Source organism: Nocardia cyriacigeorgica, assembly GCF_010858045.1.
Taxonomy (GTDB): domain Bacteria; phylum Actinomycetota; class Actinomycetes; order Mycobacteriales; family Mycobacteriaceae; genus Nocardia; species Nocardia cyriacigeorgica_E.
Window position 1 is genome coordinate 1 of the sequence record NZ_JAAGVC010000025.1, and the last position, 24279, is coordinate 24279.

Genomic DNA, 24279 nt, shown 5'->3' on the forward strand with positions numbered 1-24279 from the left:
CGCCCGGTCCCCCCGCATCACGCCCGCGAATCTGTCAGCGATCCACTCATTGCCCCGGCTCAGACTGTCGTTCAGTCGGCGGAGCTGAGCAACCCCGACAACTTGGATGACGGCGCCGACAAAGAGCACCGAGATAACTTGGCCACCCGCCTGGTCGAAGACTCTACCGATAACCAGCAGGTACACACTGAGAAAGATCGTGTTCGCGGCCATACGACCGCCGGCGATCACGGCATCGGCCGCATTGCGTGCCATAAATGTCTGTGTCGGCCCGTAGATGAATCCACCGGCAGCCAGACCGAAGATCATCATGAAGCCGTGGTAGATCGCATCGAGACCCGCCCAGATGATCCGTACGGCCATTTTCGCCGCGAAGTACAACATGATCAGCGAAGACAGCAGTATGAGCAGGCCGGCGCCGATCTGGCCGACACTCGGCTCGGACGTCATCGCGTAGGCGACGCCACCGTCTCCACAACCCTTCAGTTGGTCACGCAGGTCGTCACCGTTTCCTGCGATGCCCTTCGACCATACCGATCTACAGCCCGGATACTGATCGATCACCTGCCCGAAGTTCCAGACCTGCAATGGCTTCCTGGCGAAGTTGTCGACCATATCTGTTTGCATAGTCGACACCAGTTGGTCCGGATTGATCGCACTGTTACCGTGCAGGCCCGCCGCGACAGACAGGCCCACGTCTCGGCCGGTCACCAGCACACCGTGCGATGACACGATGTCAGCCAACGGGTCGGCCAGAAAGATGGGTCCGATCATCGCAACCCCGATCATCGTCACCACCTGAGCCGTCGCCTTCGCCGGCTGCTGACGGACAATGAACACTGCGACGATCACGCCGCCGATCGTCGCCGCGGTGACCAACATGATCGATGTGGCGACCTGGCTGGTGAAACTCCGCGCCACCGCGGCCATCACGCTGCCGATGAGGTCGAGCCAGACAAAGCTGAACACCCATCCGATGAGCCAGATCGCCCCGCCCACGATAACGATCCACCCGGCGAAGATCACACCGATGACGATGGCGAGTCCCGCATTCACCGGATTGAAAAGGCTTATTCCGACATGAACGACGAAGGCATAGTCGGCCAGATTCACGCCGTCGGAGTCGTGCACCTGCAACGCGCTCAGCGCATTGTTGGTGGACGAACCTGCCGCCAAATTACCCGTTCCCGCGGTGGCCACCGCACCGACGATCCCCGGAAGAACGAAAAGAACGAACATCGCTGCGAGCAACCACGCCGTCCAGCGCCTGCCCCTGGTGGCACCGATCCACGCCCGGCAGCGGGCAGCGGCGACGCGCGGGCGCCAACGGTCCGAATCCCAGTTCGCGAGGTCCCAACCGGTCATGGAGTGACCTGATGTTCCAGTGCAGCCATCGGTTTGGTCCCCGACGCGATCGGGGTGCTGGTGATCGCGGCGGCTCGATCAGGACGCGCGGGCCCGAGAACCTTGCCACGCCCGATGCGATTCAGCGCATCTCGCATGAACATCTCGCCCCGGCGTTCCTCCGGCACTTGACGCCCCGGACCGACCGGAGGTGAGGTTTCCTCGCGCAATACCTGCAACATGAACGGCGCCTCCTCCAGATCGACGCCCACCCACTCCAAGCTGTTGCGTGCCAGCGTCTCGTCGCGTTGGCGGAAGACGAAGCGGTTCGGGATGAGATTGTGTGCCGCGCCTTGGAAGTCGGTGGCAGGGTCGTGAGAAGCGAGGCCGATGGCAGCCAGGTGCTTTCGGCCGTCCCTGCTGAAGTCCGACGTCACGGCAGCACCGACCTGGGTCTGTGTGAAGTGGTGTGCCTCGTCGCCGACGAGCAACCCGAAACGCCCGTTGTCGGAGAGGAACGCCTCTCGCGCCGCAACGCCGACCAGCTCGTAGAGCGCCGTCCCCAGCCGTTTCGTCAGTGGCAGACGGTTGTACAGGTGCGGCGTAGTCAGTTCTTCGGCGGTCGGAAGCGCGAGTTTGTGGCTACGTATCACCGTCGCCGCGGCATCCAGCCGCAGCGGCGGAAGATCCGGGTCGAACAGAACAGGAACACGATCGGCGATAGTGCCCAAGCGGGCGGCCAGATCGGCGTACTCGTCGCCCAAACCCGGATCCGACCGGAGCTGCCGCGCCACCCGGAACAGATCAAGCAGGCTACGAATCCCGTGCTCCGCGATTCCCCTCGGCGTCAGCAAGCTGCTCACAGCCGCACCCGCCCCGCTCGTCGGGGACAGATCCAGCAGCGGCAGAATAGAATCCAGCGCACGCTCGCCGGCGACTGCGGGATCGAACAGCCGCAAGGGGTCGAGGGACACCGTCGGATTGGTCAGGTCGACGACGACCGCGTCATCGATGGTCGATGCGAAGTACTCCCACTCGCCGACCTGACTACGGTCGAGTGCGAGGAACTGTCCGCCCATGTCGTGCACGAGAACGGCCATCAGTTTCAAGAAGTAGGATTTGCCGGATCCCAGTTCGCCGGTGACTGCGAATGATGCCGACAGATCGTGCAGCGCAGCTTCCATAATGCCGAAGTGGATGGGTTCGAAGTTGCCCGACAACAAGTTGACGCCGATCACCGGACCGCTGTCGTCGCCGATCTGGTTGGTCGTGAACGGGACGAATCCGGCCCACATGTCCGAAGGGACGATATGAGCGTAATCATCGAATGCTCGCTTCGCCGGGCTACCCGGGATCATCATCGACCACAGGTCGACCTGCGCACCGACGGGTGCCGTCAGGTCGATTTGGAAACGCTTGTAGCGACGCTTTATATGGTTGACAGCGTTGAGAGTCGTCTCGCGTGAACCACTGCCGACCACAATAACGGTGGTGAACGAGACCTCCGATTCACTGCCGTTGACCTCGAAATGGTTGTTGTACTCGCTGAGCAACTGCGCCTTGGACATCAACGTGTTCTGCGCGAAGGAGATCTCCTGGTCACGCTGATCCATTTGCTCGCCGAGGCGGCGCAAGCTGAGCTCGTTGGCCTTCAATACCTGATCGGAGGGCCGGGTCGACACCCGGATACCCCAATCTACGGTGACTTCATCAACGCCCTCGAGAAGGTTGAGGAACTCACTTCCGCCAGGAAACCTCATGCCACCGTACGGGAACGAAAGCGGCGTGAGAATCGTCTGGTAGGACGGCCAGTTCGGTTCGTCTGGTTGCACAACCTTGATCACCGGACTGAACGAAGGCCGTAGCCGGCGACCGCTGTCGGCCTGCGCCCCCTCGTCGAGCGCGGCCGAGCGGAATACCGCCGCGGTCGTCTCTTCGAGTGCCCCGATTCTGGTCGGCGCTACCGGCTCGCTCAACGCACCACGAGCGAGGTAGTGCTCCCACAGCCACTGAAACAAGGCCGCCGGCACGGGGACCGGATCGAAATCATCACCGATCCGCGACAAGATTTCGGACGCCTTCGACTCGTAGGAGTCCATATCGCTGCGGGAAATCGTGGACGGATCGATCGATGCGCCGCTGGTCCACATCCGTGACAACGCCGACATCGGTGTACCCACGGTTCCGACTGGTATCGAGAGGAGATGAATCCTCGTCCGTGGCCGAATTGCTCGGATACGCTCGTAAGCGGCGACGGACTCGATCGCATAATCTTCGCATACGTCGAGATCCACACCCTCGACCATTTTGCTCAGCACGTCGCGGGTATTCAACTGCGCCTGAATGCCGAGTAGCAGCGAGCCGTCAGGCAGGTTGTTTATCAATGCATGATGGGCCAGCTTGACATCGTGTTTGTCACTCGCCTTTCGCAGCCCGTATCCGATCGGCGAGATGAAGTATGTGGCAGTGACCAGCCCCATCGTGGTGAACTGCAGATTGCCGCGAACGGCGGCAGTAGGCTGCAGGTCGTTCCCTAGCCCCATCAGACCGCCTCTGCTCCCGCACCGTTACCGGCTATCGCTTTCCGGTTATTGTCGACGAGCTCACGCAGCCAGCCACCCGACGGCGAGGCGGGTCGGGGGCGGGCGTCCTTCGCGGCCTGCTCCGGCAAGAAGACCACGACAGTCTCGGAAACGAACACTGTATTGCGTGATGACTCAACTGTTACCGGCATTCCCGATGCGGAAACAGGTTTGCGGACGAAGATGAGCCGCGCGAACCACAAGACCCTCGAGGTGAGCCGGACCCCGGTGTACGGCACCAGCCCGAAGAGGAACACCGCGAGGATCGCCAGTGCGGTCCCGCAGACGAAGACGACCGCAGGATTGGCAGGCACACTCATCGCCAAGGTGCCGGTGATCGTCATAACCACGACCCCCGCGCCGACCTGCGGCAACGTATACGGCCCGAACGGGAGTTTCTGCCCGTTCTGGGCCTTGCCGACCACCACAGGGACGCGTTTGATCGGGGTGAAAACCTTGATGACCTGAGCCATCAGTACGCGCCTACCGGGGCATCGGGGACCACGGTGTTCACTTCCCAGCGGGCGTGATTGATCAGGGTCGGCAGCAGCCAGATCAGTACGCCGGCCAGGATGGCCGAACCGGCTACGGTCAGCACTTTGGCCGGTGACAGCTTGGATTTGGCGCCCTCGCTGATGAGCGTGCCGATGCCGATGATGGCGATCAGGATGAGTCCGGCGGCGCGGACGAATTGCAGGATCACCAGCAAGACGCCGGTCAGATTATTACCCATTGTGCACTCATTTCGCCGATCACTTGTGCGTCGCTGGTGGGATGGCCGCCGCAGACGGCGGTGCTGACGTGGTGGGCCCGGCCGTCTGCTCCTTCGAGCCTTCGGCGATCACCGCAAAGGGCGTGGCGAGCGCGGGGACCTGGTCCATCGTCTGGACCTGCCACTGGCCGCCGTTGTTGATCATGGTCAGCGGATACTCCAGTACGGCCACCTCCGCTCCCGCGGCCGACGGCGCCACCGCGGCCAGCACCCGGATCTTCGAACCGCTTTTGCCGCAACCTGCGTCGTCGGCATCGACCGAGACCAGATCGGCCTTCGTATACGGCGGCGGGGCCAGCGCGGTGATGCCCGAACCCTGCGCGATATACCGGGTGATGTCGCCCGAACCGGTGAGGAACGCGGCGAGAAAACCAGACGCCACCGTGGAGACCGGCGCATCGACCGGGCAGGTGGTCTTGTAGGTGGTGGCCAGGTCGAGGCCGCGCCCCGGCGGGGTGACGGCGGCCGGCAATCCGAGCGCCCGGAGCCTGCCATCGGTCAGCGAGACCGCGACGCGATAGAACTGCCGTGCCCCCGCGGTGTTCCCGGAGCCGCCGAGGCGCACCGACACCGTGACCGTCCAGACGTCGAGACCGCCCTGAACATCGGTGCGCCGGACGAACACGACCGCCGAATCCGCCACCTGGCGACCGGTTTTCGGTAGTCGCAGCCGTGAGCTGTCCGAGACGAACTCGGCCAGCCGCTCCTTCTGGCTGTCGTTCGAACTCAGGTAGGTGACGACGAACTCTTGCGCGAAGGTGCCGGCGAGCTGTGCCCGGCCGACAATGGTGACCGCTTCCTGACCGCTGGTGTCCGGAACGGGTTTGCTGAACAGGAAACTGAAGATCGCATGACCACCGCCGAGCACCGCCAAGACGGCGAGCACGGCGATGACCGCATTGTCGCGGCGGCGGCGCGCGGCCATCCGGCGAAGCAACGCTTCGCCCGAATCCACCGAGCTACCGGCCAGTGTGCGCACAGTCGAAATCGTAGAGAGCATCGCCGATTCCGACCCGCCACCCATTCCCACGCTTGGGGAGTCGGTCAGAATGCAGGACTGTGATTCTGCCGACCCGCCAGCCAGTGCCGCAGTTGATGGTCATAGCCGATCGGGGTTCGCACCCGGTGCATCGGCAGACCGTAGCGAGAATCGTCGAGCATGGGCCGCTCACCGGCGGCCCGCACGAGCTGTCCGATGGCAAGATCACGGTGTTTGGTACCCGGATACGGGTGCAGCAGCAGCGAGGTCGACTGGTACTCGCCGCCGTAATCGAGTGTGCGCATCGTCAAGCCGGCGGATTCGCCCGCGAGCAGCCGGTCGGCGATCATCGGCAACCGGGCGCGATCGTCCGGGTGGAACACATCGACCGGCCGGAACAGGTAGTCCCATCGGATCCATGGCGCCGGATCGGTGAGCCAATGCGCGATGCTGGCATGCGAGATCTGGATGACCGCCAGATGTGTGCCCGCCCGGCGGTGCGCCTCCCGCAAACCGACATGCTCTAGCGTCGGCGCGCTCACCGTCGTGGTCTCGGAGGTGATGTCCTCGATCAGCAACCACGCGCCACGGGCCTGCGCATCGTCCCTGGCACGGATGGTGATCAGCAGTTTCGCCGGAGCACCGGTACCGGTCCGGACGGCGGTCTCGAATTGGAGTTTGTCGCCCGCTCGCGGCCCGTAGAGCAGCGAGAGCACCTCAGCGTGCAGGTCGAAGCCGGTGAAACGATGAAACACCTCGGCCAGCGAGATCCGCGGGACGTACTCTTCGGCCACCATTCCCGGTAGGCCCGAGATGCTGTTGGGCTGGCAGATCATCTGCGCGTCCAGATCCCAGGTCACGCCGACCGCCCGGCGCAGCTCCGGCACCTTTTCGGCGCCGGGGCCGAGCCAGATCCGCAGCGCGTGCACCTGCCGGGCCGGGCCGAAGACCGGCCGGATCAACAGCCGATGCGGCCCGGAGGCAGTGGGGATCGTCAGGTCGACGTCCTCGGCCAGCTTCTGTGCCGCGTCGAGCGCCTCACCGATGCCACGGGTGGACAGACTGTCATAGAGCGCAGGCGTTTTCGACAGAATGCGCTGCAAGACGCGTCTCCACCCCGCGAACCCCCGAGCTTCGTCCCCCACCGATGCCACCGTCTGAACGTCCGGCGCCAATGTTTCGACCGTCACCCACGGGATCACTGCGCTACTTCCCTCATCCGACTCGCCAGTACCACGTGCGCACCTCGGATGGACTTCCCGAACGCACCGTTGTCACACTGCACAATGTACCGTTATATAGCGGGCCGTTCAATGGCTTTCGCAAGCCTGTTCACCCAGTGTGCCGCACAACTGGACGTGAGCGTTGCCAAACGAGTGATTCACTTCGAGGGAACCGCGTGTTCGACTGCCGGCCATGGCGAAGTCAACAGCGAACTACGCCATGCGAATTCCGTGTCACGTGACGGAGAGTTACGACCTCTCGGGGATCAGCCCTGCGCCGACAGCGCCAGGACCCCGGCACCGCACAGAATGGCGTTGTCCCCCAGGTCTGAGGCCACCACCCGCAAGCCGGGCAGGAAGCTGAGCCGGGCATGCGTCGCCACGGCGGCGTTCATGGGTTTCCACAGCGCCGAGCCGGGTTCGGCGAGGCTCCCGCTCAACACCACGAGATCGATGTCCAGCAGTGCCGTCACCGAGGAAATGGCCTGGCCCAGCGCGGTTCCGGCACGGTTGAGAGCAGCCACCGCGACCTCCTGACCCGCGGCGGCGTCCGCGACCAACTGCGCGGTACCCTCACCGCTCCAGCCGTTCGACCGCGCCCAGCGAGCAGCCGATTTACCGCCGGCGACAGCCTCGAGGCAGCCCCTGCCGCCGCAGTCGCAGACGTCGTCGAAGCCGGGCACGAGAACGTGACCGATGTGCCCGCCGTTGCCGGTACGTCCGACCACGGTCAAACCGCCGACCTGCACGCCACCCGCGATCCGATCCGAGACCGAGATCGAGAGCGCGTCCGGTACCTCGGCGGTGGCGCCGAGGTACCGTTCGGCCAACGCCAGGCAAACCCCGTCCAGAGCGAGCTGAATTCCCGCTCCGGGAAACATCTCCTCCACCGCGCCGAGGATGCCGAACCCCGACTGCCAGTCCGAAACATCGCTCGGCGCAACGACACCCGCGGCCATATCGATCGGCCCGGTGGAGGCGATGCCGACGCCGACAACGTCGCCACCGGCGACGACCTCGGCGAGTAGTTCAGCGCAACGATCCCATGCGGCACGAGCAGGCACCGGGATCTCATGGATCTCCATCAGTCCCTCGTCCGGATCCACGCGGGTGGCCGCGAACCTGGACGTGCCGATTTCCAATGCCACAAAGGTCATGAACTACGTTCTCCTACAACATGTCCGGCCCTGACAACGAGGCCGGATGATCAGTGTGCGCCGGTCCCGGTCGGCCGAAGTGGTCGCCCGAGAACCAGGTGCCGACGCGGCGCGCCGGTCGCTGATTCGATCCGGCTCGGACGTGGACCATTTCGGATGATCCGCATCGGACGCTTGTTGTCCAGGGCCGCGACACGGTGTTTGTCCAAGTCGTCTACCACATGACCGGAAGCGTCGTACGCGGTTCCGGCCCAGATCATCGAACGCGGGTAATCGCCACGGGCGATGAGCATTTCCGCCAATTGCCGGCATTGCGCCAGCACCGGGCACCCACTACAGGTGCTCACTGCGGTCCGCCACGCTTCGGGCGTGCCCGCGTCCAGATCCCAGTTGTCGGGAGTGTCCGCGCATGGTGGGCGAGTGGTGGACCTGGCGGGAATGGTGGTGATCCGCGGTGCCGCGAGATCATCGCGGTCGAGCAGATTCGTCCGAGCAGTTGTCATGGAAATCTCCGGGAAGCCGAGGGCACGCCGATATCCGCGTGTCCGTGGTCGCGCGAGAGCGCTGGGGAGTCATCGGAGCTGCTCGACAGTCTCCGGAAACCAGCTCGAGAGCCGGTCAACGCACGTTAACCGACGGTTCGTCTCGGGGCAAGCGAATCTGCCGTCAGGTAACGGGACATTGATCAACTAGTTACCTTCCGTACCGGCATGTAACGGCACATTTCGCCACGGTCCGTTTTTCTACGGGCACGATTGTGGTTTCCTAGTAGGCATGGCAGCAGAGGCGGAGTACACGATCGACGAACTGGCGCGGGTAGCCGATACCACCGTGCGCAGCGTGCGCGTGTACCACGAACGGGGGCTCTTGCCGTCGCCCGATGTTCGGGGACGGATCGGCTACTACGGGTCCGACCACTTGAACCGGCTGCAAACGATCAGCCGCCTACTCGGGCGCGGCATGAAGCTCAACGGCATCCGCGAACTGCTCGATGCCTGGGACCGCGGCGACGGACTCGCCGACGTACTCGGGGTCGCCGATCAGCCGGCCGCCGAGCCGGCGCCCGGCCCCCGACCGGCCGACGAGCCGAAGGAACGCGAGCCGCAACCCGAGCTACCGGATTACGTGAAACAGGCGCTGGCCGCCAGCGACGACCCACTCGATGCCTACCGGGTGACCAATCCACGCTGCTGCGATCTGGCGACCCGGCTCAGCGACGCCGGGCTCGCGGTGGACGCGACCTTCCAGTTCGTCGAGCGGCTGCGCGCCGATTGCGACCGCATCGCCGACCGGTACGCCTCGGAGGTCTTCTACCTGCTGGCAGGCCAGAGCTACGAACAGTCGGACCGCACCCCCAAGGACCGGACCAAGCTCGAAACCGATCTCGCCATCGCCCGCCTGATCGCCACCCGAGCCGCCTCCGAGCTGATCGATCAGGCGTTTGCCCGGCATGCGGAACTGCCGGCGCCGATGGCCACCGACGGCGTCTGACCTCGACCGCAGAAAGCCCCTGGCCACACTGGTCAGGGGCTTATTTCGATGGTCGGGGTGACAGGATTTGAACCTGCGACCCTCCGCTCCCAAAGCGGATGCGCTACCAAGCTGCGCTACACCCCGAGGCCTCGCCAGGGGCGAGCATATTGCGTGTGAGCGGGTGACGGGAATCGAACCCGCACCATCAGCTTGGAAGGCTGAGGTTCTACCATTGAACTACACCCGCAGGCATACGACATCGATGGGATCGCCACGATGTCGTGTGCATGAGCGACTGTACCGAACCCGCCTCCGGTAACGCCAATCAGCCCCCCGCTCCGGCACACGGGTCCCGCCGCGACTGCCTTCCGGCGATTTTCGAGCTAACCGGAAGTGTTGTGTAACACTCGCGGCCGCACAGCGATCACATACCCGATCGCCCGTGGCTACGCACCGAGAACTCGTTGCAGAACGCCGTTTTTCGAGGCCGATCGGCTTGCTAGGATCCTTTTTGCCGGACGGGGGTATCTGGAAAGGGGGCGGTGAGCGTGCACCCGACGAGGTGGACCATCCGCGTAGCAGTGAGAACGACCGGTGCGACGCCGGTGTCGGGCTCGGATCGGGGAGCCCGCGCGGAGTCGTCACCTGTGTCCGGTGAGCGCCATGCCGGCTGAGGACCGACCACCGGTCGCCGCGACCGCACGGGCATGGGCGCGCACGGTCTGCGCCGAGCCCGGAGTCGAGGCGGCCCCACAACAGCTGGAACCTGTTCTGATCGAGATCATCGAGCGCCTGCTCGAACTGGCCGGATCCGAACCGTTTCCGGTGCTCGAAGCCCGAATGCTCGGTGCGCGGCTGGCCGAGGCGCCGTTGGAACGAATTCGCATGCTCGCCCAGGCGACTCGCACGCTGCTCGGCTTCCGCGCGGGCCCGCCCGGCTCGCTGACGGCGACCAGGTGGCCCTTCGTGGCCAGCCAGGCCATCGACAGCTATGCCCAGGCCTTGCAGGAGCGTGCGCTGGCCCAGCAGGAACAGCACATCTCGGCGGCGGTCTCGGTGCGGGTGCAGGAGATCGCCGCCCTGCAGCACCGGCTGCGCCACGAGGCGACCCACGATGCGCTGACCGACCTCGCCAATCGCACGCTGCTGCAAGATCGGGTGCGATTGATGGCCGCGGATCCCACGCGCGGAATCGGGCTGCTGCTGATCGATCTGGACCGCTTCAAACAGATCAACGACGGTTACGGACACGCCGTGGGCGACGAGGTGCTGGTCGACCTGGCGAACCGGCTGCGTGAGGTGTGTCCGCCCGATACCGTCATCTGCCGCTACGGCGGTGACGAATTCGTGCTCGCCACCAATCCGCCGCGCAACAACCTCGGCGATCTCGCACATCGCATCGTGGCCGCACTGCGCGATCCGGTGTGGTCGTCCGCGGGCCCGGTGCCGGTGTCGGCGAGCGTCGGCACGGCGTACTCACCGCCGGGCAGCCCATGCGATTTCACCGATCTGCTGCGGCGCGCCGACCGGGCGATGTATTCGGCCAAGACGGCCGGCGGGCGTCGTTTCGCGCTGGCCGATGCCGACGAAGCGGAGATGGGAGCGGCCGTCGCCGGTTGAAAAGCCGACACGACACCCGCGAATCATGCGACACGCGGAGCGAATCGGTGGAGCCGCCGGCAGTCGGGCGACTAGGCTACCGGCCGCTCAGCCGGGCTGACATGCCGGGCACCAGAAGAGGTTTCGCCCCTCCAGCACCGAATGAGCTACCGGCGTACCGCAGATCCGGCAGGGCGCACCGGCGCGGCGATAGACGTAGGTGCGCGGCCGATCCGGCGCGTAGGACGGTTCACCGTGATCGTGTTCCGGCCGCACCACATGCATCTTCCCGCGGCGCACCCCCACCCGCATCAGCTGCACCAGATCCGCCCACATCGCGTCCCATTCATCGCGGGACAGCGCGGTGCCCGGCCGCTGCGGTGCGATGCCGTGCCGGTAGAGGACCTCGGCACGGTAGACGTTGCCAACGCCCGCGATGACCTGCTGGTCCATCAGCAGCGAGCCGATCGGCCTGCGGGAGCGATGAATCCGGCGCCAGGCCCGTTCCGGATCGGCGCCGCGGCGCAGCGGGTCGGGACCGAGCCGGTCGACGAGCGCGCCGGCCTCGGGGGCGGTCAGCACCTCGCAGGCGGTGGGCCCGCGCAGGTCGGTGCCGAAATCGGCGCCGGCCAGCCGCATCCGGACCTGCCCGACCGGCTCCCCCATCGGCATCGCCGATTCGGTGAAGCTGCCGTACAAACCGAGGTGCACGTGCACGACCAGCCCGGATTCATAGTGGTGCAGCAGATGTTTACCCCAGGCCTCGGACCGGACCATGACCTGCCGGTCCACCCGCGCGGCGCCGTCGGCGAACTTGCCCTGCGGGCTCGACACCCGCACCACACCGCCTGCCAGCCGCCGCTGATGCAGCTTCGCCAGGCGGTGCAGCGTATGACCCTCGGGCACTGTCGAATACGTTCGGTCTACTGGCCGGGCAGCGCGGGCGCGACGCCGGTCTTCTCGTATTCGGCGAGGATGTCGATGCGGCGCTGGTGGCGCGCTTCCTCCGACCACGGGGTGCTGATGAACGCGTCGACGATGGCCAGAGCTTCCTCGGTGGAGTGCATGCGGCCGCCGATACCGATCAGCTGAGCGTTGTTGTGCTCGCGGGCGAGCTTGGCGGTCTCGACGCTCCAGGCCAGCGCACAGCGCGCGCCGGGCACCTTGTTGGCGGCGATCTGCTCGCCGTTGCCGCTGCCACCGAAGACCAGCCCGAGGCTGCCGGGGTCGGCGACGGTGCGCCGCGCGGCTTCGATGCAGAAGGCCGGGTAGTCGTCGAGCGCGTCGTATTCGAGGGCGCCGCAGTCGACGACCTCGTGGCCCGCCTGCTCGAGATGGGCCTTGACGTGATTCTTCAGTTCGAAACCGGCATGGTCGGCACCAAGGTATACGCGCATGGGTGGAATCCTATCCGCGCTGCGATGCGGCTCCGTCGAGGGTGTTGGCGGGGTTGTGCCTGCCCGCCATCCAGTGCGGCGAGGATGGGCTGTGGCGGTGGCCACACCGGGCTTCGAGGGCGCCGGCGACCCGACTCGACGGGCTCGATCTGAATAGAGTGGGCGTCCATGCAACCGATCGATCCTCAGCCGCCGCAGCGTCCGCAGGCCGATCAGTCCGGGGGGCAGCCAGAGTGGTTGCGCAAGAACGCGCCGCAGGGTTCCTCGTCCGGGTCCGAATCGAGCGAGGTGCCGCAGCCTCCGCAGACCGCCCCACCGACGGCGTATCCGTCGGCGCCCTACCCGGGGATGCCACCCGGCTATCCCGGCGCCGGGTATCCGGCCTACGGGTCCGCGCCGGTGCCGCCCGCCGTGCCGCCGGGCAGCCTGCCGCGGGGGCTCTCGCCGTTCGGTATGCCCGCGCGGCATCTGTGGGAGATCCCGCTGCTCATCGTGGTGGTGGCATTGACGGCGCTGGCGTACCTGTTCGCGGCGCTGCTGCTGGTGTTCGGCAACGTGAACGAATACATCCTCGCCCTGGTGTTCGCGCCGATCCTGATCTGGTTCGGCCGTGGCGTGAACTACGCGACCCAGCGGGTCAACGGGGTGAAGATGTCGCCGACCCAATTCCCGGAGGGCTACCGGTTGGTGCAGGAGGCGGCGGCGCGTTTCGGCATGGCCAAGGCACCCGATGCCTATGTGGTGCTCGGCAACGGCCAGATCAACGCCTTCGCCTCCGGCCACGGATTCCGCCGGTTCGTGGTGGTCTACAGCGACCTGTTCGAAATCGGCGGCGCCGCTCGCGAACCGGACGCGCTGGCGTTCATCATCGGCCACGAGGTCGGGCATATCGCGGCCGGGCATACCTCGTATTGGCGTCAGCTCGGCATGTTCCTGGTGCCGTTCCTGCCGATCATCGGCAGCTCACTGATCCGCTCGCAGGAATACACCGCCGACAATCACGGGTTCTGCAACCGGCACGAGGGTGCCCGCGCGGCCATGGGCACCCTCGCCGCGGGCAAGTACATGAACACCATGGTCGGTTTCGACGAGATGGCCGACCGCGCCGCGCAGGAGAAGGGCTTCTTCGTCTGGATCGTCAACGCGCTGTCCACGCACCCGGTGCTGACCTGGCGGATGTGGGCGCTGCGCGACCGCAGTAGGCATGGCCGCCTCTTCTGGCGCCCGAGCCCTCCCCCACAATTCCCGCCAGGCCGGCATCCGTACGGCCCGTACGGAGAGGTTCCGAGCCTGCCCCCGAAGCCCGTCGCCTGATCAGTCGAACACAGGGTCTTCCGTGCGGGTGCGCTTCAGCTCGAAGAAGTGCGGGTAGGACGCCAGGGCGACGACGCCGTCCCAGACCTTGCCCGCGTCCTCGCCGCGCGGGATGCGGGAGAGCACGGGGCCGAAGAAGGCCACGCCGTTGACGTGGATGGTCGGGGTGCCGACGTCCTTGCCGACCTTGTCCATTCCGGCGTGGTGGCTTTCGCGCAGCTCCGCGTCGTAGTCGGTGCTGTGCGCGGCCTCGGCCAGCTCGGCGGGCAGGCCGGTTTCGGCGAGCGCGTCGGCGATGACCGCGGCCAGTGTCTCCGCGGTGGTGGCGCGCTCGTATTCGGCCCTGCGGTCGTGAATCCTGGTTCCCATGGCGGTGTAGAGCGGGGCGAGTACCTTGTCGCCGTGTTCGCGCGCGGCCGCGATGGCCACCCGGACCGGGCCCCAGCCGCTGTTCATCAGCTCTTGGTACTCCGGCGGGAGGTCGCGGCCTTCGTTGAGCACGGCCAGGCTCATGACGTGGAAGCGGGTCTCGATATCGCGCACCTTCTCCACCTCGAGGATCCACCGTGAGGTGATCCAGCACCAGGGACACAGCGGGTCGAACCAGAAGTCGGCGACATCCTTGCCCTGGTGATCTACGGCGGTGTTGCTCACGTCGATTCCTCTCGATCGCAGACTTGTCCGGCGGCCGGGCCGCTCTCGTACCGACAACCAACGGCCGGCCCGATTCGTTCCCGCATTCGGCGTTTCGGCGCGCCGCGCGCACCTAAGCTGAGGTCGAGGAGCTCGATTCGCCCGGCGTTTAGGAGTCCACGTATGACCTCTGCGCAGCATTTCGTCGTCGTCGGTGGCGGTCTCGCCGGCGCCAAGGTCGCACAGGCGTTGCGCGACAACGATTTCGACGGAACGATCACCGTGCTGACCGATGAGGAACATCTACCCTACGAGCGGCCGCCGTTGTCGAAGGAGTACCTGGCGGGCAAGAAGGCGTTCGACGAATTCACCGTCGAGGACAAGCCCTGGTATCGCGACCACAACGTGGATCTGCGTCTCGGCACCGCCGTCACCGCGATCGACCGGGCCGCCAAGACGATCGCGCTGCCGGATGGTTCCACCCTGCCCTACGACAAGCTGGCCCTTGCCACCGGCGCCACCCCGCGCCGCCTGCCCATACCCGGTGCGGACGCCGAGAAGGTGTACACCCTGCGCACCCTCGACGATTCGAACACCCTGATCGAGTTGCTGCGCAGCGCGCGGCGCCTGGCCATCATCGGTGCGGGCTGGATCGGGCTCGAGGTGGCCGCCGCCGCGCGCGAGGCCGAGGTCGAGGTGACGATCATCGAAGCCGCCGAGGCGCCGCTGCTCAACGCGCTGGGTGCGGAGATGGGTGCGGTGTTCGCCGATCTGCATCGGGCGCACGGCGTGGACCTGCGGTTGGGTGCGCAGGTGGCCGAGATCGTCACCCGTGACGCGGTGGCCACCGGGGTGCGGCTCGGTGACGGCTCTGTCGTCGATGCGGACGCGGTCCTGATCGCGGTGGGTGCCCGGCCGAACGTCGAACTCGCCGCCGAGGCGGGCCTCGCGGTCGACTCCGGTGTCCTCGTGGACGCGCATCTGGCGACCAGCGACCCCGATATCGTCGCGGTGGGCGATATCGCCGAACAAGATCATCCGCTGCTCGGCCGCCGGATCCGGGTGGAGCACTGGGCCAATGCGCTGAATCAGCCCGCGGTCGCCGCGGCGACCATGCTCGGCAAGGACGCGGTCTATGACCGGCTGCCGTACTTCTTCACCGATCAATACGACCTCGGCATGGAGTACACCGGCTATACGGCACCGGGCGAGTACGAGCGGGTCGTGGTGCGCGGGGACCTGGCGGCCAGGGAGTTCGTCGCGTTCTGGCTCGATGGGGGCAACCGGGTGCTCGCGGGGATGAACGTGAACGTCTGGGATGTCACCGACCGCATCAAGCAGTTGATCCTCGGCGGTGAACCGGCGGATCCCGACCGGCTGGCCGACGCCTCGATCCCCTTCTGATGGGCTGTGCTGCCGCGCTCGGGCGACTGCGCGTCGCATTGTGTCGAATCCGCCGGCCCGGCTCCGACCTGTTCACGACAACGTCGCCGGACGCATCGAGAATGAGGAGCCCGATATGAAATACATGCTGGTCAAGACCTACGGTCGCGCAGCCAACTGCGATATTCCGATCAACGAGTGGGCGCCGGAGGACATCGCGGCGCATATCGATTTCCAGCGCAAGCTCGGCGAGAAGCTGGCCGCGGCCGGCGAGCTGGTGGATGCCAAGGGCCTGGCCGGGCCCGAGGAGGCACGGATCGTCAGCTACGACGGCCGCACGGCGCCGGTGGTCACCGACGGCCCGTTCCCGGAGACCAAGGAGTTCCTGGCCGGGTACTGGCTCGTCGATGTCGACAGTGCGGAACGCGCGCTGGAAATCGCCGCCGAAGCCTCGGCCGCACCCGGCCCCGGTGGTGTGCCCATCGGCGAGTACATCGAGGTGCGCGCGGTGATGAGCGCACCTGCTGCTGATCGGTGATCGCTTCCGATCGCGCGACCGAGGACCTGCTGCGTGAGCTGGCGCCGCAGGTCCTCGCCGCACTGGTGCGCCGATTCGGCGATTTCCCGACTGCCGAGGATGCCTTACAGGAGGCACTGCTGGCTGCCGCTACCCAGTGGCCGATCGAGGGCAGGCCGGACAATCCGCGGGGCTGGCTGATCCAGGTGGCGCAGCGGCGGATGGCCGACGCCGTGCGCGCGGAGGTCGCCCGGCGCAACCGGGAGACCACCGTCGCCCTGCGCGAACCCGAACCCGCCGAGACCGTTCCCGCTCAGGACGACTCCTTGATGCTGTTGTTCCTGTGCTGCCATCCGGCGCTGCCGCCGGCGAGCGCGATCGCGCTGACCTTGCGGGCCGTCGGCGGCCTCACCACCGCCGAGATCGCGCGGGCCTTCCTGCTGCCGGAGGCGACGATGGCGCAGCGGATCACCCGCGCCAAGAAGCGGCTGGCCGCCCTGGACCGCCCGTTCGCCCCACCCGCGGACGACGAATGGCGCGAGCGCCTCGATGCGGTGCTGCATGTGCTGTACCTGATCTTCACCGAGGGTCACACCGCCATGACCGGCGACCGGCTGCGCCGCGCGGACCTGGCCACCGAGGCGATCCGGCTGACCCGCGCGGTGTACCGGATCCTGCCCGACGATCCGGAGGTCGGCGGGCTGCTCGCCCTGATGCTGCTCACCGATGCCCGCCGCGACGCGAGGACCGGCCCGCACGGCGAGCTGATTCCGCTACCCGAACAGGATCGCCGCCGCTGGGACCGCGCGGCGATCGCCGAAGGGGTCCGGCTGGCGACGGCAACGCTGGACCACGGGCTGCGCGGCCCGTATCAGATCCAGGCGGCGATCGCGGTGCTGCACGCGCAGGCCGATTCCACCGAGACCACCGACTGGCAGCGGGTGCTGGCGCTGTATCGGCTGCTCGAGCGTGTCGCGCCGAACCCGATGGTGACGTTGAATCGTGCGGTCGCCACCGCCATGGTCTACGGCCCCGCCGTCGGCCTCGAGGTCACCGACACCGTCGCCGGCGCGCTCGCCGACAGCCACCGGCTGGCCGCTGTGCGCGGACACCTGCACGAGATGGCGGGCGATATCGGCGCCGCGATCACCTACTACACGGCTGCCGCGCGATGCACCTCGAATACCGCCGAACGCGATTACCTGACGATCCGTGCCGCGCGCCTACGCACGGAGGCCACGCGCACCCCATCAGGTGCGCCCGGCACCGGTCAGTGATCAACAGGGCGAGGCACACCCCCGGTGCGTAGCTCGAGCTCGATACCGGAACTGATCGAGTCCCGCTCAGGCGGGTGATCCCGTCCAGGTCTTGCCGGTGATGAGCTCGTAGGCCTCCATGTATTTCTTACGGGTCGCCTCGACGATGTCGGCGGGGATCTCCGGCCCCGGCGGTTCCTTGTCCCAGCCGGTGGAGGTGGACCAGTCGCGGACGAACTGCTTGTCGAAGGAGCGTTGCGGTCGGCCGGGCTCCCATTCGTCGGCGGGCCAGAAGCGCGAGGAGTCGGAGGTGAGGACCTCGTCGCCGAGGGTGAGGGTGGCACCGTCCCAGCCGAACTCGAGCTTGGTGTCGGCCACGATCACACCGCGTTCGGCGGCATGCGCGGCCCCGCGCGCGTAGATGCCGAGGGTCAGATCGCGCAGCTTTTCGGCAACCTCGCGACCTTCCTGGTCGACCACGTCGGCGAAGGAGATCGCCATGTCGTGGCCCTCGGCGGCCTTGGTGGACGGAGTGAAAATCGGTTCGGGCAGCCGGTCACCGTCTCGCAGGCCCGGCGGCAGGGCGATGCCGGACACCGTCCCGCTCTGCTGGTACTCCTTCAATCCGGATCCGGTGAGGTAGCCGCGGGCGATGCATTCGACCTGGATCATCCGCAGCGGCTTCACCCGGATCGCACGGGCGCCGAACTCGGCGGGCACGTCGCTGGTGGACAGCACATGGTTGGGCACGTCGGCGAAGAACTCGAACCACCAGTTCGACAGCTGGGTCAGCAGCGCACCCTTGTCCGGGATCGGCGTCGGAAGCACCACGTCGTAGACCGACACCCGGTCGGAGGCGACGAGCAGCAGAGTGTCGCCGTCCTCGTACAGGTCGCGCACCTTCCCGGCGTGCACATGCTTCACGACGTAGCTCCGATCGTGGTCGATGGTTGTCGATGCGGAATTACTACCGCGCGGGCAACCTTACCGACGTGGCATTGTGGGGAACGCCGTGCCCGTATGTAGTTCTTCGACCATGAAGGAGTCCGATGTCCGCACCGAACCTCACCCGCGAACAGGCGATCGAGCGCGCCGCGACCGTCTCGGTCGAGAACTACCGCATCGAACTCGATCTCACCGACGGGTCGGGTAACCCGGGCGAGCAGACGTTCTTCTCCCGCAGCACGGTCGCTTTCACCGCGACGCCGGGAGCGTCCACCTTCATCGATATCGTGGCGCGCGGGGTCCGCTCGGCGGTTCTGAACGGCAACCCGATCGACGTCTCCGGCTACGACGAGTCCACCGGCATCACGCTGACCGATCTCGCGGCCACCAATGAGCTCGTGGTGGAGGCCGACTGCGAGTATTCGCATACCGGCGAGGGCCTGCACCGGTTCGTGGACCCGGCCGACGACGCGGTGTACCTCTACTCGCAGTTCGAAACCGCCGACGCCAAGCGCATGTTCGCCTGCTTCGACCAGCCCGACCTCAAGGCCACCTTCACCCTCAGCGTGACGGCCCCGCCCGGCTGGAAGGTCATCTCCAACGGCGAACCGGTCGACACCATCGCCGCCGACCCGGCCCACCACCTGTTCCGCACCACCCCCAAGATGAGCACGTACCTGGTCGCACTGATCGCTGGCCCGTACGCGCAGTGGACCGACGTCTACACCGACGAGCACGGCAGCATCCCGCTGGGCATCTACTGCCGGGCTTCACTGGCCGAACACATGGACGCCGACCGGCTGTTCACCGAAACCAAGCAGGGCTTCGGCTTCTATCACCGCAACTTCGGCGTGCCCTACGCCTTCGGCAAGTACGACCAGCTGTTCGTACCCGAGTTCAACGCCGGCGCGATGGAGAACGCGGGCGCGGTGACGTTCCTCGAGGACTACGTCTTCCGGTCCAAGGTCACCCGCGCCTCTTATGAGCGTCGCGCCGAGACCGTGCTGCACGAGATGGCGCACATGTGGTTCGGCGATCTGGTCACCATGAAGTGGTGGGACGATCTGTGGCTCAACGAATCGTTCGCCACCTTCGCCTCGGTGCTGTGCCAGGCCGAGGCCACCGAATACACCAGTGCCTGGACCACTTTCGCGAATGTGGAGAAGTCCTGGGCCTACCGTCAGGACCAGCTGCCCTCCACCCATCCCATCGCCGCCGACATCCCGGATCTGGCCGCGGTGGAGGTGAACTTCGACGGCATCACCTACGCCAAGGGCGCGAGCGTGCTCAAGCAGCTGGTGGCCTATGTAGGGCTGGAGCCGTTCCTGGCCGGTCTGCGCGATTACTTCGCCGAGCACGCCTACGGCAACGCGACCTTCGACGATCTGCTGGCCGCGCTGGAGAAATCCTCGGGGCGCGATCTGTCCACCTGGGGCGCGCAGTGGCTCAAGACCACCGGCCTGAACATCCTGCGGCCCGACTTCGAGGTCGACGCCGACGGAAAGTTCAGCTCCTTCACCGTCATCCAGGAAGGTGCCGCCCCGGGCGCCGGTGAACAGCGCGTGCACCGGCTCGCGGTCGGTATCTACGACGACGACGCCGACGGCAGGCTGGTACGCACCCACCGCGTCGAGCTGGACCTCGACGCCACCGAACGCACCGAGGTGCCCGAGCTGGTCGGTGTGCCGCGCGGCAAGTTCGTACTGGTCAACGATGACGACCTCACCTACTGCTCGATCCGCTTGGACTCCGATTCGCTCGATGTGCTGATCAACCGCATCGCCGATATCGCCGAACCGCTGCCGCGCACGCTGGCCTGGTCGGCGGCCTGGGAGATGACCCGCCAGGCCGAGCTGCGGGCCCGCGATTTCGTTGCCCTCGTGCAGCGTGGTGTGGGCGCGGAATCGGAGATCGGCGTGGTGCAGCGGCTGCTCATGCAGGCCAACACCACCCTCAGCAGCTACGCCGATCCCACCTGGGCGGCCGAGACCGGCTGGCCCGACTTCGCCAACCGGCTGCTGGAGCTGGCCCGCGAGGCCGAGCCGGGTTCGGATCATCAGCTGGCCTTCGTCAACGCGCTGACCGGCGCGAAACTGTCGGCTTGGCACACCGAGGTGCTGCGTGAGCTGCTCGACGGCGACCCGGCCTCGGTCGGGCTGTCCGGGCTGGTCGTCGACACCGATCTGCGCTGGCGCATCGTGACGGCGCTGGCAGCGTCCGGCGAGATCGACGCCGACGGCGTGGAGACCCCGACCATCGACGCGGAACTGGCCAACGACCAGACCGCGGCGGGCAAGCGCCAGGCCGCCGCCGCCGCGACCGCCCGGCCCATCGCCGAGGTGAAGCAGCAGGCGTGGGAGACGGTGATGGGCGACGATTCGGTGCCCAACATCACCGCACGCTCGATCGTCAACGGGTTCGCCCCCGCAGGCCAGGGTGAGCTGCTGTCGGACTTCGTCGAACGCTACTTCGCCGAGATCCCCGATGTCTGGGAACGCCGCTCCAGTGAGGTCGCGCAGACCGTCGTCATCGGGCTCTACCCGTCCTGGGAGATCAGCGAGGCCGCGGTGGCCAGGGCCGACAAGTTCCTCGCCGAGAACCGTCCGCCCGCGCTGGCACGGTTGGTGAGTGAGGGCAAGGCGGGCATCGAACGTTCACTGCGTGCCCGCGCGTTCGACGCGCAGTAACACTCCGCGTACCCGGTCGGGTCGCGGGGGGCCGACGCATGGTCGGCTCGCTGCCACCCGCCGGCCGACGCAGCGCTGGGCCAGGCCCGGATCCCGTTGGGTCCGGGCCTTTTCCGCGTTCACCTGCGCTCGCTGCTGTGAGCAGATCTGCCTACAGCAGCGTCGCGAGATTTCCGGCCCGCCGCGCGGCACCGTGGAGCCATGGCACACGATGAGAAGGCTCCGCTGTTCAGCTGGCGGGCCCGCGAACAACTTTTCGGCAGGCGCATCCTCGTTCTCGACGGTGGCCTCGACGACGACAACGGCACGCTGCTGATGACGCAGATGCTCACCCTCGCGGCCGAGGATCCGGACGCCGGGATCTCGCTGTGGATCCACTCCCCCGGCGGCTCGGTGCCCGCGATGCTCGCCATCCGCGACGTCATGCGGCTGGTGCCCTGCGAGATCTCCACCCTCGCCCTCGGGCTGGCGTGCAGCGCCGGGCAGTTCCTGCTCTCGGCCGGCGATCCGGGACGGCGGTTCGCGCTCCCGCATGCCCGGATCCTGATGCATCAGGGTTCGGCCGGGATCGGCGGCAGCGCCGTCGAGGTCGAAGTGCAGGCCGACGACCTGCGCCACACCGTGGAGACCGTGCTCGGGCTCATCGCCGCCGACACCGGCCAGCCCTATGAGCGGATCTACGAGGACTCATTGCACGACCGCTGGTTCACCGCCGCGCAGGCCAAGGAGTACGGGTTCATCGACCACATCGTCGACTCGTTCGGCCAGGTGGTTCCGCAGCGCCAGAAGATCGGAATCTCATGACCACCTACACCATTCCCAATGTGATCGCCCGCCAGCCGGGGGGCGAGCGGATCATGGACGTCTACTCGCATCTGCTGGCCGAACGCATCGTCTACCTCGGCACGCCGATCGATTCGGGGGTGGCCAACGCGCTCATCGCGCAGTTGCTGCACCTCGAGTCGGAGAACCCGGAACAGGAGATCAACCTCTACATCAATTGCGAGGGCGGCGAACTGCCCGCGATGCTCGCGGTCTACGACACCATGCGGTTCATCAAGGCGCCGGTCGCGACCACGTGCGTCGGGCAGGCCATCGCGGTCGGGGCGGTGCTGCTGGCCGCGGGCGAGGCGGGCAGGCGTTCGATGCTGCCGCACGCGCGGGTGGTGCTGCATCAGCCGGCCGCCCGGGGCCAGGGCGCGATCCCCGATCTGATCCTGCAAGCCGATGAGCTGGTGCGCATGCGCGCCGAGATCGAGTCGATCCTGTCCGACCACACCGGCAGGCCGGCCGAGACGTTGCGTCGCGATACCGATCGCGACCGAGTGTTCACGGCGGCGGCCGCGGTGGACTACGGGCTGGTGGATCAGGTGCTGCGGGCCAGGTGAGTCGGTGGGCCGAGCGGGCTCGCTGCGACGGTGCCCCGGCTACCGGCCTGCGCTCGCCGGGACGCCGGCAGCGGCGAGTGCCGGTGGTGGCCGCGGTGCTGTTCGATGCCGCCGACGAGGCACGGCCGGCACGTCGGGGCCACCGGCATTCAGCCGAGTGTGCGGGCCTCCGGCCGAAACACTCGAGCCGGCCGCGGGCGCGCTCGGACGGCGTGGGAGACGCCTGTCGGCTGCGCGCTCAGGCGGCGAGCAGCAGGACCCGGGGCGTAGTGGAAACCATCGCGGTCGGGGCGGCGGGCTCGTGCCCGACCTGGCGGCGACCGAGCTCCCCGGCCGGGCGCAGTATCCGGCGACGGCCCAGCGTCTCCGCGACCTCACCGGCCAACTCGGCCAGCGAGGTGCCGAGCGCTCCGGCCAGGGCGGCGATCATCTCGCTCGATGGCTCCTTGCGGCCGCGTTCGATTTCGGACAGATATTGCGGCGAGACACCAGCGCGGCCCGCGGTCTCGGCCAGGGTCTCCTGCTGTTCCTGCCGCAGCGCGCGCAACCGGGTTCCGAGCACCTCACGCCACAGCGGTTCACCCTCGGATCGCTCCGGCGGCGGGGCGTGGCGCTGGTCGCGTCCTCCGGGAATGGCATGCAGCCTCGGATGCTCGCTCATAGCCGGAGCGTACCGCCGCCCGCGCGCCGGGCCGACGAATTACGCTCTGGGCGGACAACTCCCGGCCCTCGACGCACCGCACCCCTGCCGATCCCGGCGCAAAACGCGCCAGGAAGGCAGGGGTGCGGGAGGTGTCGAGTCAGCGGCCGATGGCGGCGGCCATCACCCGAACGGCCGAGACCAGGCCGTCGATGAGCTGGCCCTGACGCATCGAGCTCAATGCGGCGGTGACGCCGAGCTGGCAGACGCGGTCGTTGGCGCGGTCGGCGACGTCCTTGCCCGAACGCACCTCGACGGCGCGATCGTTGGGCGAGACGGCGATGAGCACCGACCGGTTCGCCTCCGGCGTCACCGGGAAGATCGCGTCGGCGCCGGCGGTCGGGTCGGCGCCCAGATCACCGATGAAGACGTTGAACCGCACCTTGGTGGCGCGCGTCGCCTCGGTCAGCACGTTGTCCATGAGCAGGCGCTCTTCATTGCTGAAGGGAGCTTCCTTGAAGACGTCGCCCGCCTCGTGCACGCCGGAGACCCGGCCACTGCTCATCAGGGCGTATCCGTGCGGTAGTTCGGATTCGACCACCGCGGGCCACTTAGAACCTGCCACTTGCCCTGCCTCCGATCAGCTCCGCGTCCGCGGTTTCGATAGCCGCATGGTGACCATGCGAATCAGCAATGTGGTGCCCGTACACGGTCACCTCGTCGGTCGCACTCCACAGCACCGGCTCGGAGGTCCACTTCTTGCTCAGGTCGTAGTGGACCGGCTTCTCGCCGGGCAGCGGCTTACCGAGAAACGACAATCCGGCGATCACGCCGTAGATCACCAGCGGGATGCCGACGAAGATCAGCACTGTCTCGAGAATGCTCACAGCTCAAAGGTAGACGATGCTCTGTAGTAGTTCATCGATCGGTCAGCCTTTTGCGCCTCGACCAGGCATTTCCGCGGCATTCGCGACGACGTCGGCCGGCGCC

Annotated in this window: 24 protein-coding genes and 2 tRNA genes; 9 read left to right on the top strand and 17 right to left on the bottom strand. The window is 66.9% G+C overall.

Annotated features, from left to right (window positions below; all coding sequences use genetic code 11):
• The 8 genes from GV790_RS19670 to GV790_RS19705 all read right to left on the bottom strand — a co-directional run.
• Positions 1-1365, bottom strand: a 1365-nt coding sequence (locus GV790_RS19670; protein WP_163814788.1) for a hypothetical protein, incomplete at its 3' end; no start/stop codon positions are given.
• Positions 1362-3887 (bottom strand): ATP-binding protein, encoded by a 2526-nt coding sequence (locus GV790_RS19675; protein ID WP_175585948.1) that lies wholly within the window; start codon positions 3885-3887, stop codon positions 1362-1364. The genes GV790_RS19675 and GV790_RS19670, both read right to left, overlap by 4 nt.
• On the bottom strand, positions 3887-4399 hold the full coding sequence (locus GV790_RS19680) for a hypothetical protein (protein ID WP_163814789.1): 513 nt from the start codon (positions 4397-4399) through the stop codon (positions 3887-3889). Before GV790_RS19680 ends, GV790_RS19675 begins: the two co-directional genes overlap by 1 nt.
• Positions 4399-4659 carry a hypothetical protein gene (locus tag GV790_RS19685; protein WP_163814790.1) on the bottom strand — a complete coding sequence of 87 codons (261 nt, stop codon included), beginning with the start codon at positions 4657-4659 and terminating at the stop codon, positions 4399-4401. The genes GV790_RS19680 and GV790_RS19685 overlap by 1 nt, the downstream gene beginning before the upstream one ends.
• Positions 4660-4678: 19 nt before the next feature.
• The gene (locus tag GV790_RS19690; protein ID WP_280212644.1) at positions 4679-5677 is read right to left on the bottom strand and encodes a conjugal transfer protein; all 999 of its coding nucleotides are present in this window, start codon (positions 5675-5677) and stop codon (positions 4679-4681) included.
• Positions 5678-5742: 65 nt separating this feature from the next.
• Complete coding sequence (locus GV790_RS19695; protein WP_163814791.1) at positions 5743-6879, bottom strand: GAF domain-containing protein; 1137 nt, start codon at positions 6877-6879, stop codon at positions 5743-5745.
• A 287-nt stretch (positions 6880-7166) separates the two neighbouring features.
• On the bottom strand, positions 7167-8057 hold the full coding sequence (locus GV790_RS19700) for an ROK family protein (RefSeq protein ID WP_163814792.1): 891 nt from the start codon (positions 8055-8057) through the stop codon (positions 7167-7169).
• Positions 8058-8107: 50 nt separating this feature from the next.
• Entirely contained in the window at positions 8108-8560 is a 453-nt protein-coding gene (locus GV790_RS19705; protein ID WP_163814793.1) for a hypothetical protein, read from the bottom strand.
• Positions 8561-8831: 271 nt separating this feature from the next.
• Here GV790_RS19705 and GV790_RS19710 point away from each other — a divergent pair, with 271 nt between their 5' ends.
• Positions 8832-9548, top strand: coding sequence for a MerR family transcriptional regulator (locus tag GV790_RS19710; RefSeq protein ID WP_163814794.1), 717 nt, complete (start codon positions 8832-8834; stop codon positions 9546-9548).
• A gap of 49 nt (positions 9549-9597) precedes the next feature.
• Here GV790_RS19710 and GV790_RS19715 read toward each other — a convergent pair.
• Both GV790_RS19715 and GV790_RS19720 read right to left on the bottom strand, forming a co-directional pair.
• Positions 9598-9674: transfer RNA gene (locus tag GV790_RS19715), tRNA-Pro, on the bottom strand.
• Between the two features lie 32 nt (positions 9675-9706).
• Positions 9707-9777, bottom strand: a tRNA-Gly gene (locus tag GV790_RS19720).
• Positions 9778-10193: 416 nt separating this feature from the next.
• On the opposite strand from GV790_RS19720, the gene GV790_RS19725 reads away from it, so the two are divergent.
• A complete protein-coding gene (locus tag GV790_RS19725; RefSeq protein WP_036534474.1) occupies positions 10194-11150 on the top strand; it encodes a GGDEF domain-containing protein in 957 nt (318 codons plus the stop codon).
• 87 nt (positions 11151-11237) lie between these two features.
• On the opposite strand, the gene GV790_RS19730 is transcribed toward GV790_RS19725, so the two are convergent.
• Positions 11238-12035, bottom strand: coding sequence for an Fpg/Nei family DNA glycosylase (locus GV790_RS19730; RefSeq protein ID WP_163814795.1), 798 nt, complete (start codon positions 12033-12035; stop codon positions 11238-11240).
• A 17-nt stretch (positions 12036-12052) separates the two neighbouring features.
• Entirely contained in the window at positions 12053-12526 is a 474-nt protein-coding gene (locus GV790_RS19735) for a ribose-5-phosphate isomerase (protein ID WP_014349601.1), read from the bottom strand.
• 348 nt (positions 12527-12874) lie between these two features.
• On the opposite strand from GV790_RS19735, the gene GV790_RS19740 reads away from it, so the two are divergent.
• The gene (locus GV790_RS19740; RefSeq protein WP_375139408.1) at positions 12875-13840 is read left to right on the top strand and encodes a M48 family metallopeptidase; all 966 of its coding nucleotides are present in this window, start codon (positions 12875-12877) and stop codon (positions 13838-13840) included.
• Here the strand turns inward: GV790_RS19740 and GV790_RS19745 are convergent, their stop codons facing one another.
• Positions 13841-14494, bottom strand: coding sequence for a mycothiol-dependent nitroreductase Rv2466c family protein (locus tag GV790_RS19745; protein WP_163814797.1), 654 nt, complete (start codon positions 14492-14494; stop codon positions 13841-13843). It abuts the gene before it with no gap.
• A gap of 162 nt (positions 14495-14656) precedes the next feature.
• On the opposite strand from GV790_RS19745, the gene GV790_RS19750 reads away from it, so the two are divergent.
• The 3 genes from GV790_RS19750 to GV790_RS19760 all read left to right on the top strand — a co-directional run bounded on the left by GV790_RS19750 (position 14657) and on the right by GV790_RS19760 (position 17650).
• Positions 14657-15877: an NAD(P)/FAD-dependent oxidoreductase gene (locus GV790_RS19750; RefSeq protein WP_163814798.1), complete on the top strand. Its 1221-nt coding sequence runs from the start codon at positions 14657-14659 to the stop codon at positions 15875-15877.
• A gap of 115 nt (positions 15878-15992) precedes the next feature.
• Positions 15993-16394 (top strand): YciI family protein, encoded by a 402-nt coding sequence (locus tag GV790_RS19755; RefSeq protein ID WP_163814799.1) that lies wholly within the window; start codon positions 15993-15995, stop codon positions 16392-16394.
• The gene (locus tag GV790_RS19760) at positions 16391-17650 is read left to right on the top strand and encodes an RNA polymerase sigma factor (RefSeq protein ID WP_163814800.1); all 1260 of its coding nucleotides are present in this window, start codon (positions 16391-16393) and stop codon (positions 17648-17650) included. Before GV790_RS19755 ends, GV790_RS19760 begins: the two co-directional genes overlap by 4 nt.
• Positions 17651-17716: 66 nt before the next feature.
• On the opposite strand, the gene GV790_RS19765 is transcribed toward GV790_RS19760, so the two are convergent.
• Positions 17717-18553 carry a phosphoribosylaminoimidazolesuccinocarboxamide synthase gene (locus GV790_RS19765; protein ID WP_163814801.1) on the bottom strand — a complete coding sequence of 279 codons (837 nt, stop codon included), beginning with the start codon at positions 18551-18553 and terminating at the stop codon, positions 17717-17719.
• Between the two features lie 125 nt (positions 18554-18678).
• Between GV790_RS19765 and pepN the strand changes: the two genes are divergently transcribed.
• From pepN to GV790_RS19780, 3 genes are all read left to right on the top strand, one after another.
• Positions 18679-21261: an aminopeptidase N gene (gene pepN / locus GV790_RS19770; RefSeq protein WP_163814802.1), complete on the top strand. Its 2583-nt coding sequence runs from the start codon at positions 18679-18681 to the stop codon at positions 21259-21261.
• A 201-nt stretch (positions 21262-21462) separates the two neighbouring features.
• Positions 21463-22065 (top strand): ClpP family protease, encoded by a 603-nt coding sequence (locus tag GV790_RS19775; protein WP_163814803.1) that lies wholly within the window; start codon positions 21463-21465, stop codon positions 22063-22065.
• Positions 22062-22649 (top strand): ClpP family protease, encoded by a 588-nt coding sequence (locus GV790_RS19780; protein WP_163814804.1) that lies wholly within the window; start codon positions 22062-22064, stop codon positions 22647-22649. Before GV790_RS19775 ends, GV790_RS19780 begins: the two co-directional genes overlap by 4 nt.
• A 238-nt stretch (positions 22650-22887) precedes the next feature.
• Here GV790_RS19780 and GV790_RS19785 read toward each other — a convergent pair whose 3' ends face one another.
• The 3 genes from GV790_RS19785 to ctaJ form a co-directional block, all read right to left on the bottom strand.
• Complete coding sequence (locus GV790_RS19785) at positions 22888-23310, bottom strand: helix-turn-helix domain-containing protein (protein WP_163814805.1); 423 nt, start codon at positions 23308-23310, stop codon at positions 22888-22890.
• Between the two features lie 139 nt (positions 23311-23449).
• Positions 23450-23914: a DUF5130 domain-containing protein gene (locus GV790_RS19790; RefSeq protein ID WP_163814806.1), complete on the bottom strand. Its 465-nt coding sequence runs from the start codon at positions 23912-23914 to the stop codon at positions 23450-23452.
• Positions 23901-24176 carry an aa3-type cytochrome oxidase subunit CtaJ gene (ctaJ, locus tag GV790_RS19795; protein WP_036534362.1) on the bottom strand — a complete coding sequence of 92 codons (276 nt, stop codon included), beginning with the start codon at positions 24174-24176 and terminating at the stop codon, positions 23901-23903. The genes GV790_RS19790 and ctaJ overlap by 14 nt, the downstream gene beginning before the upstream one ends.
• Positions 24177-24279 lie beyond the last annotated feature (103 nt).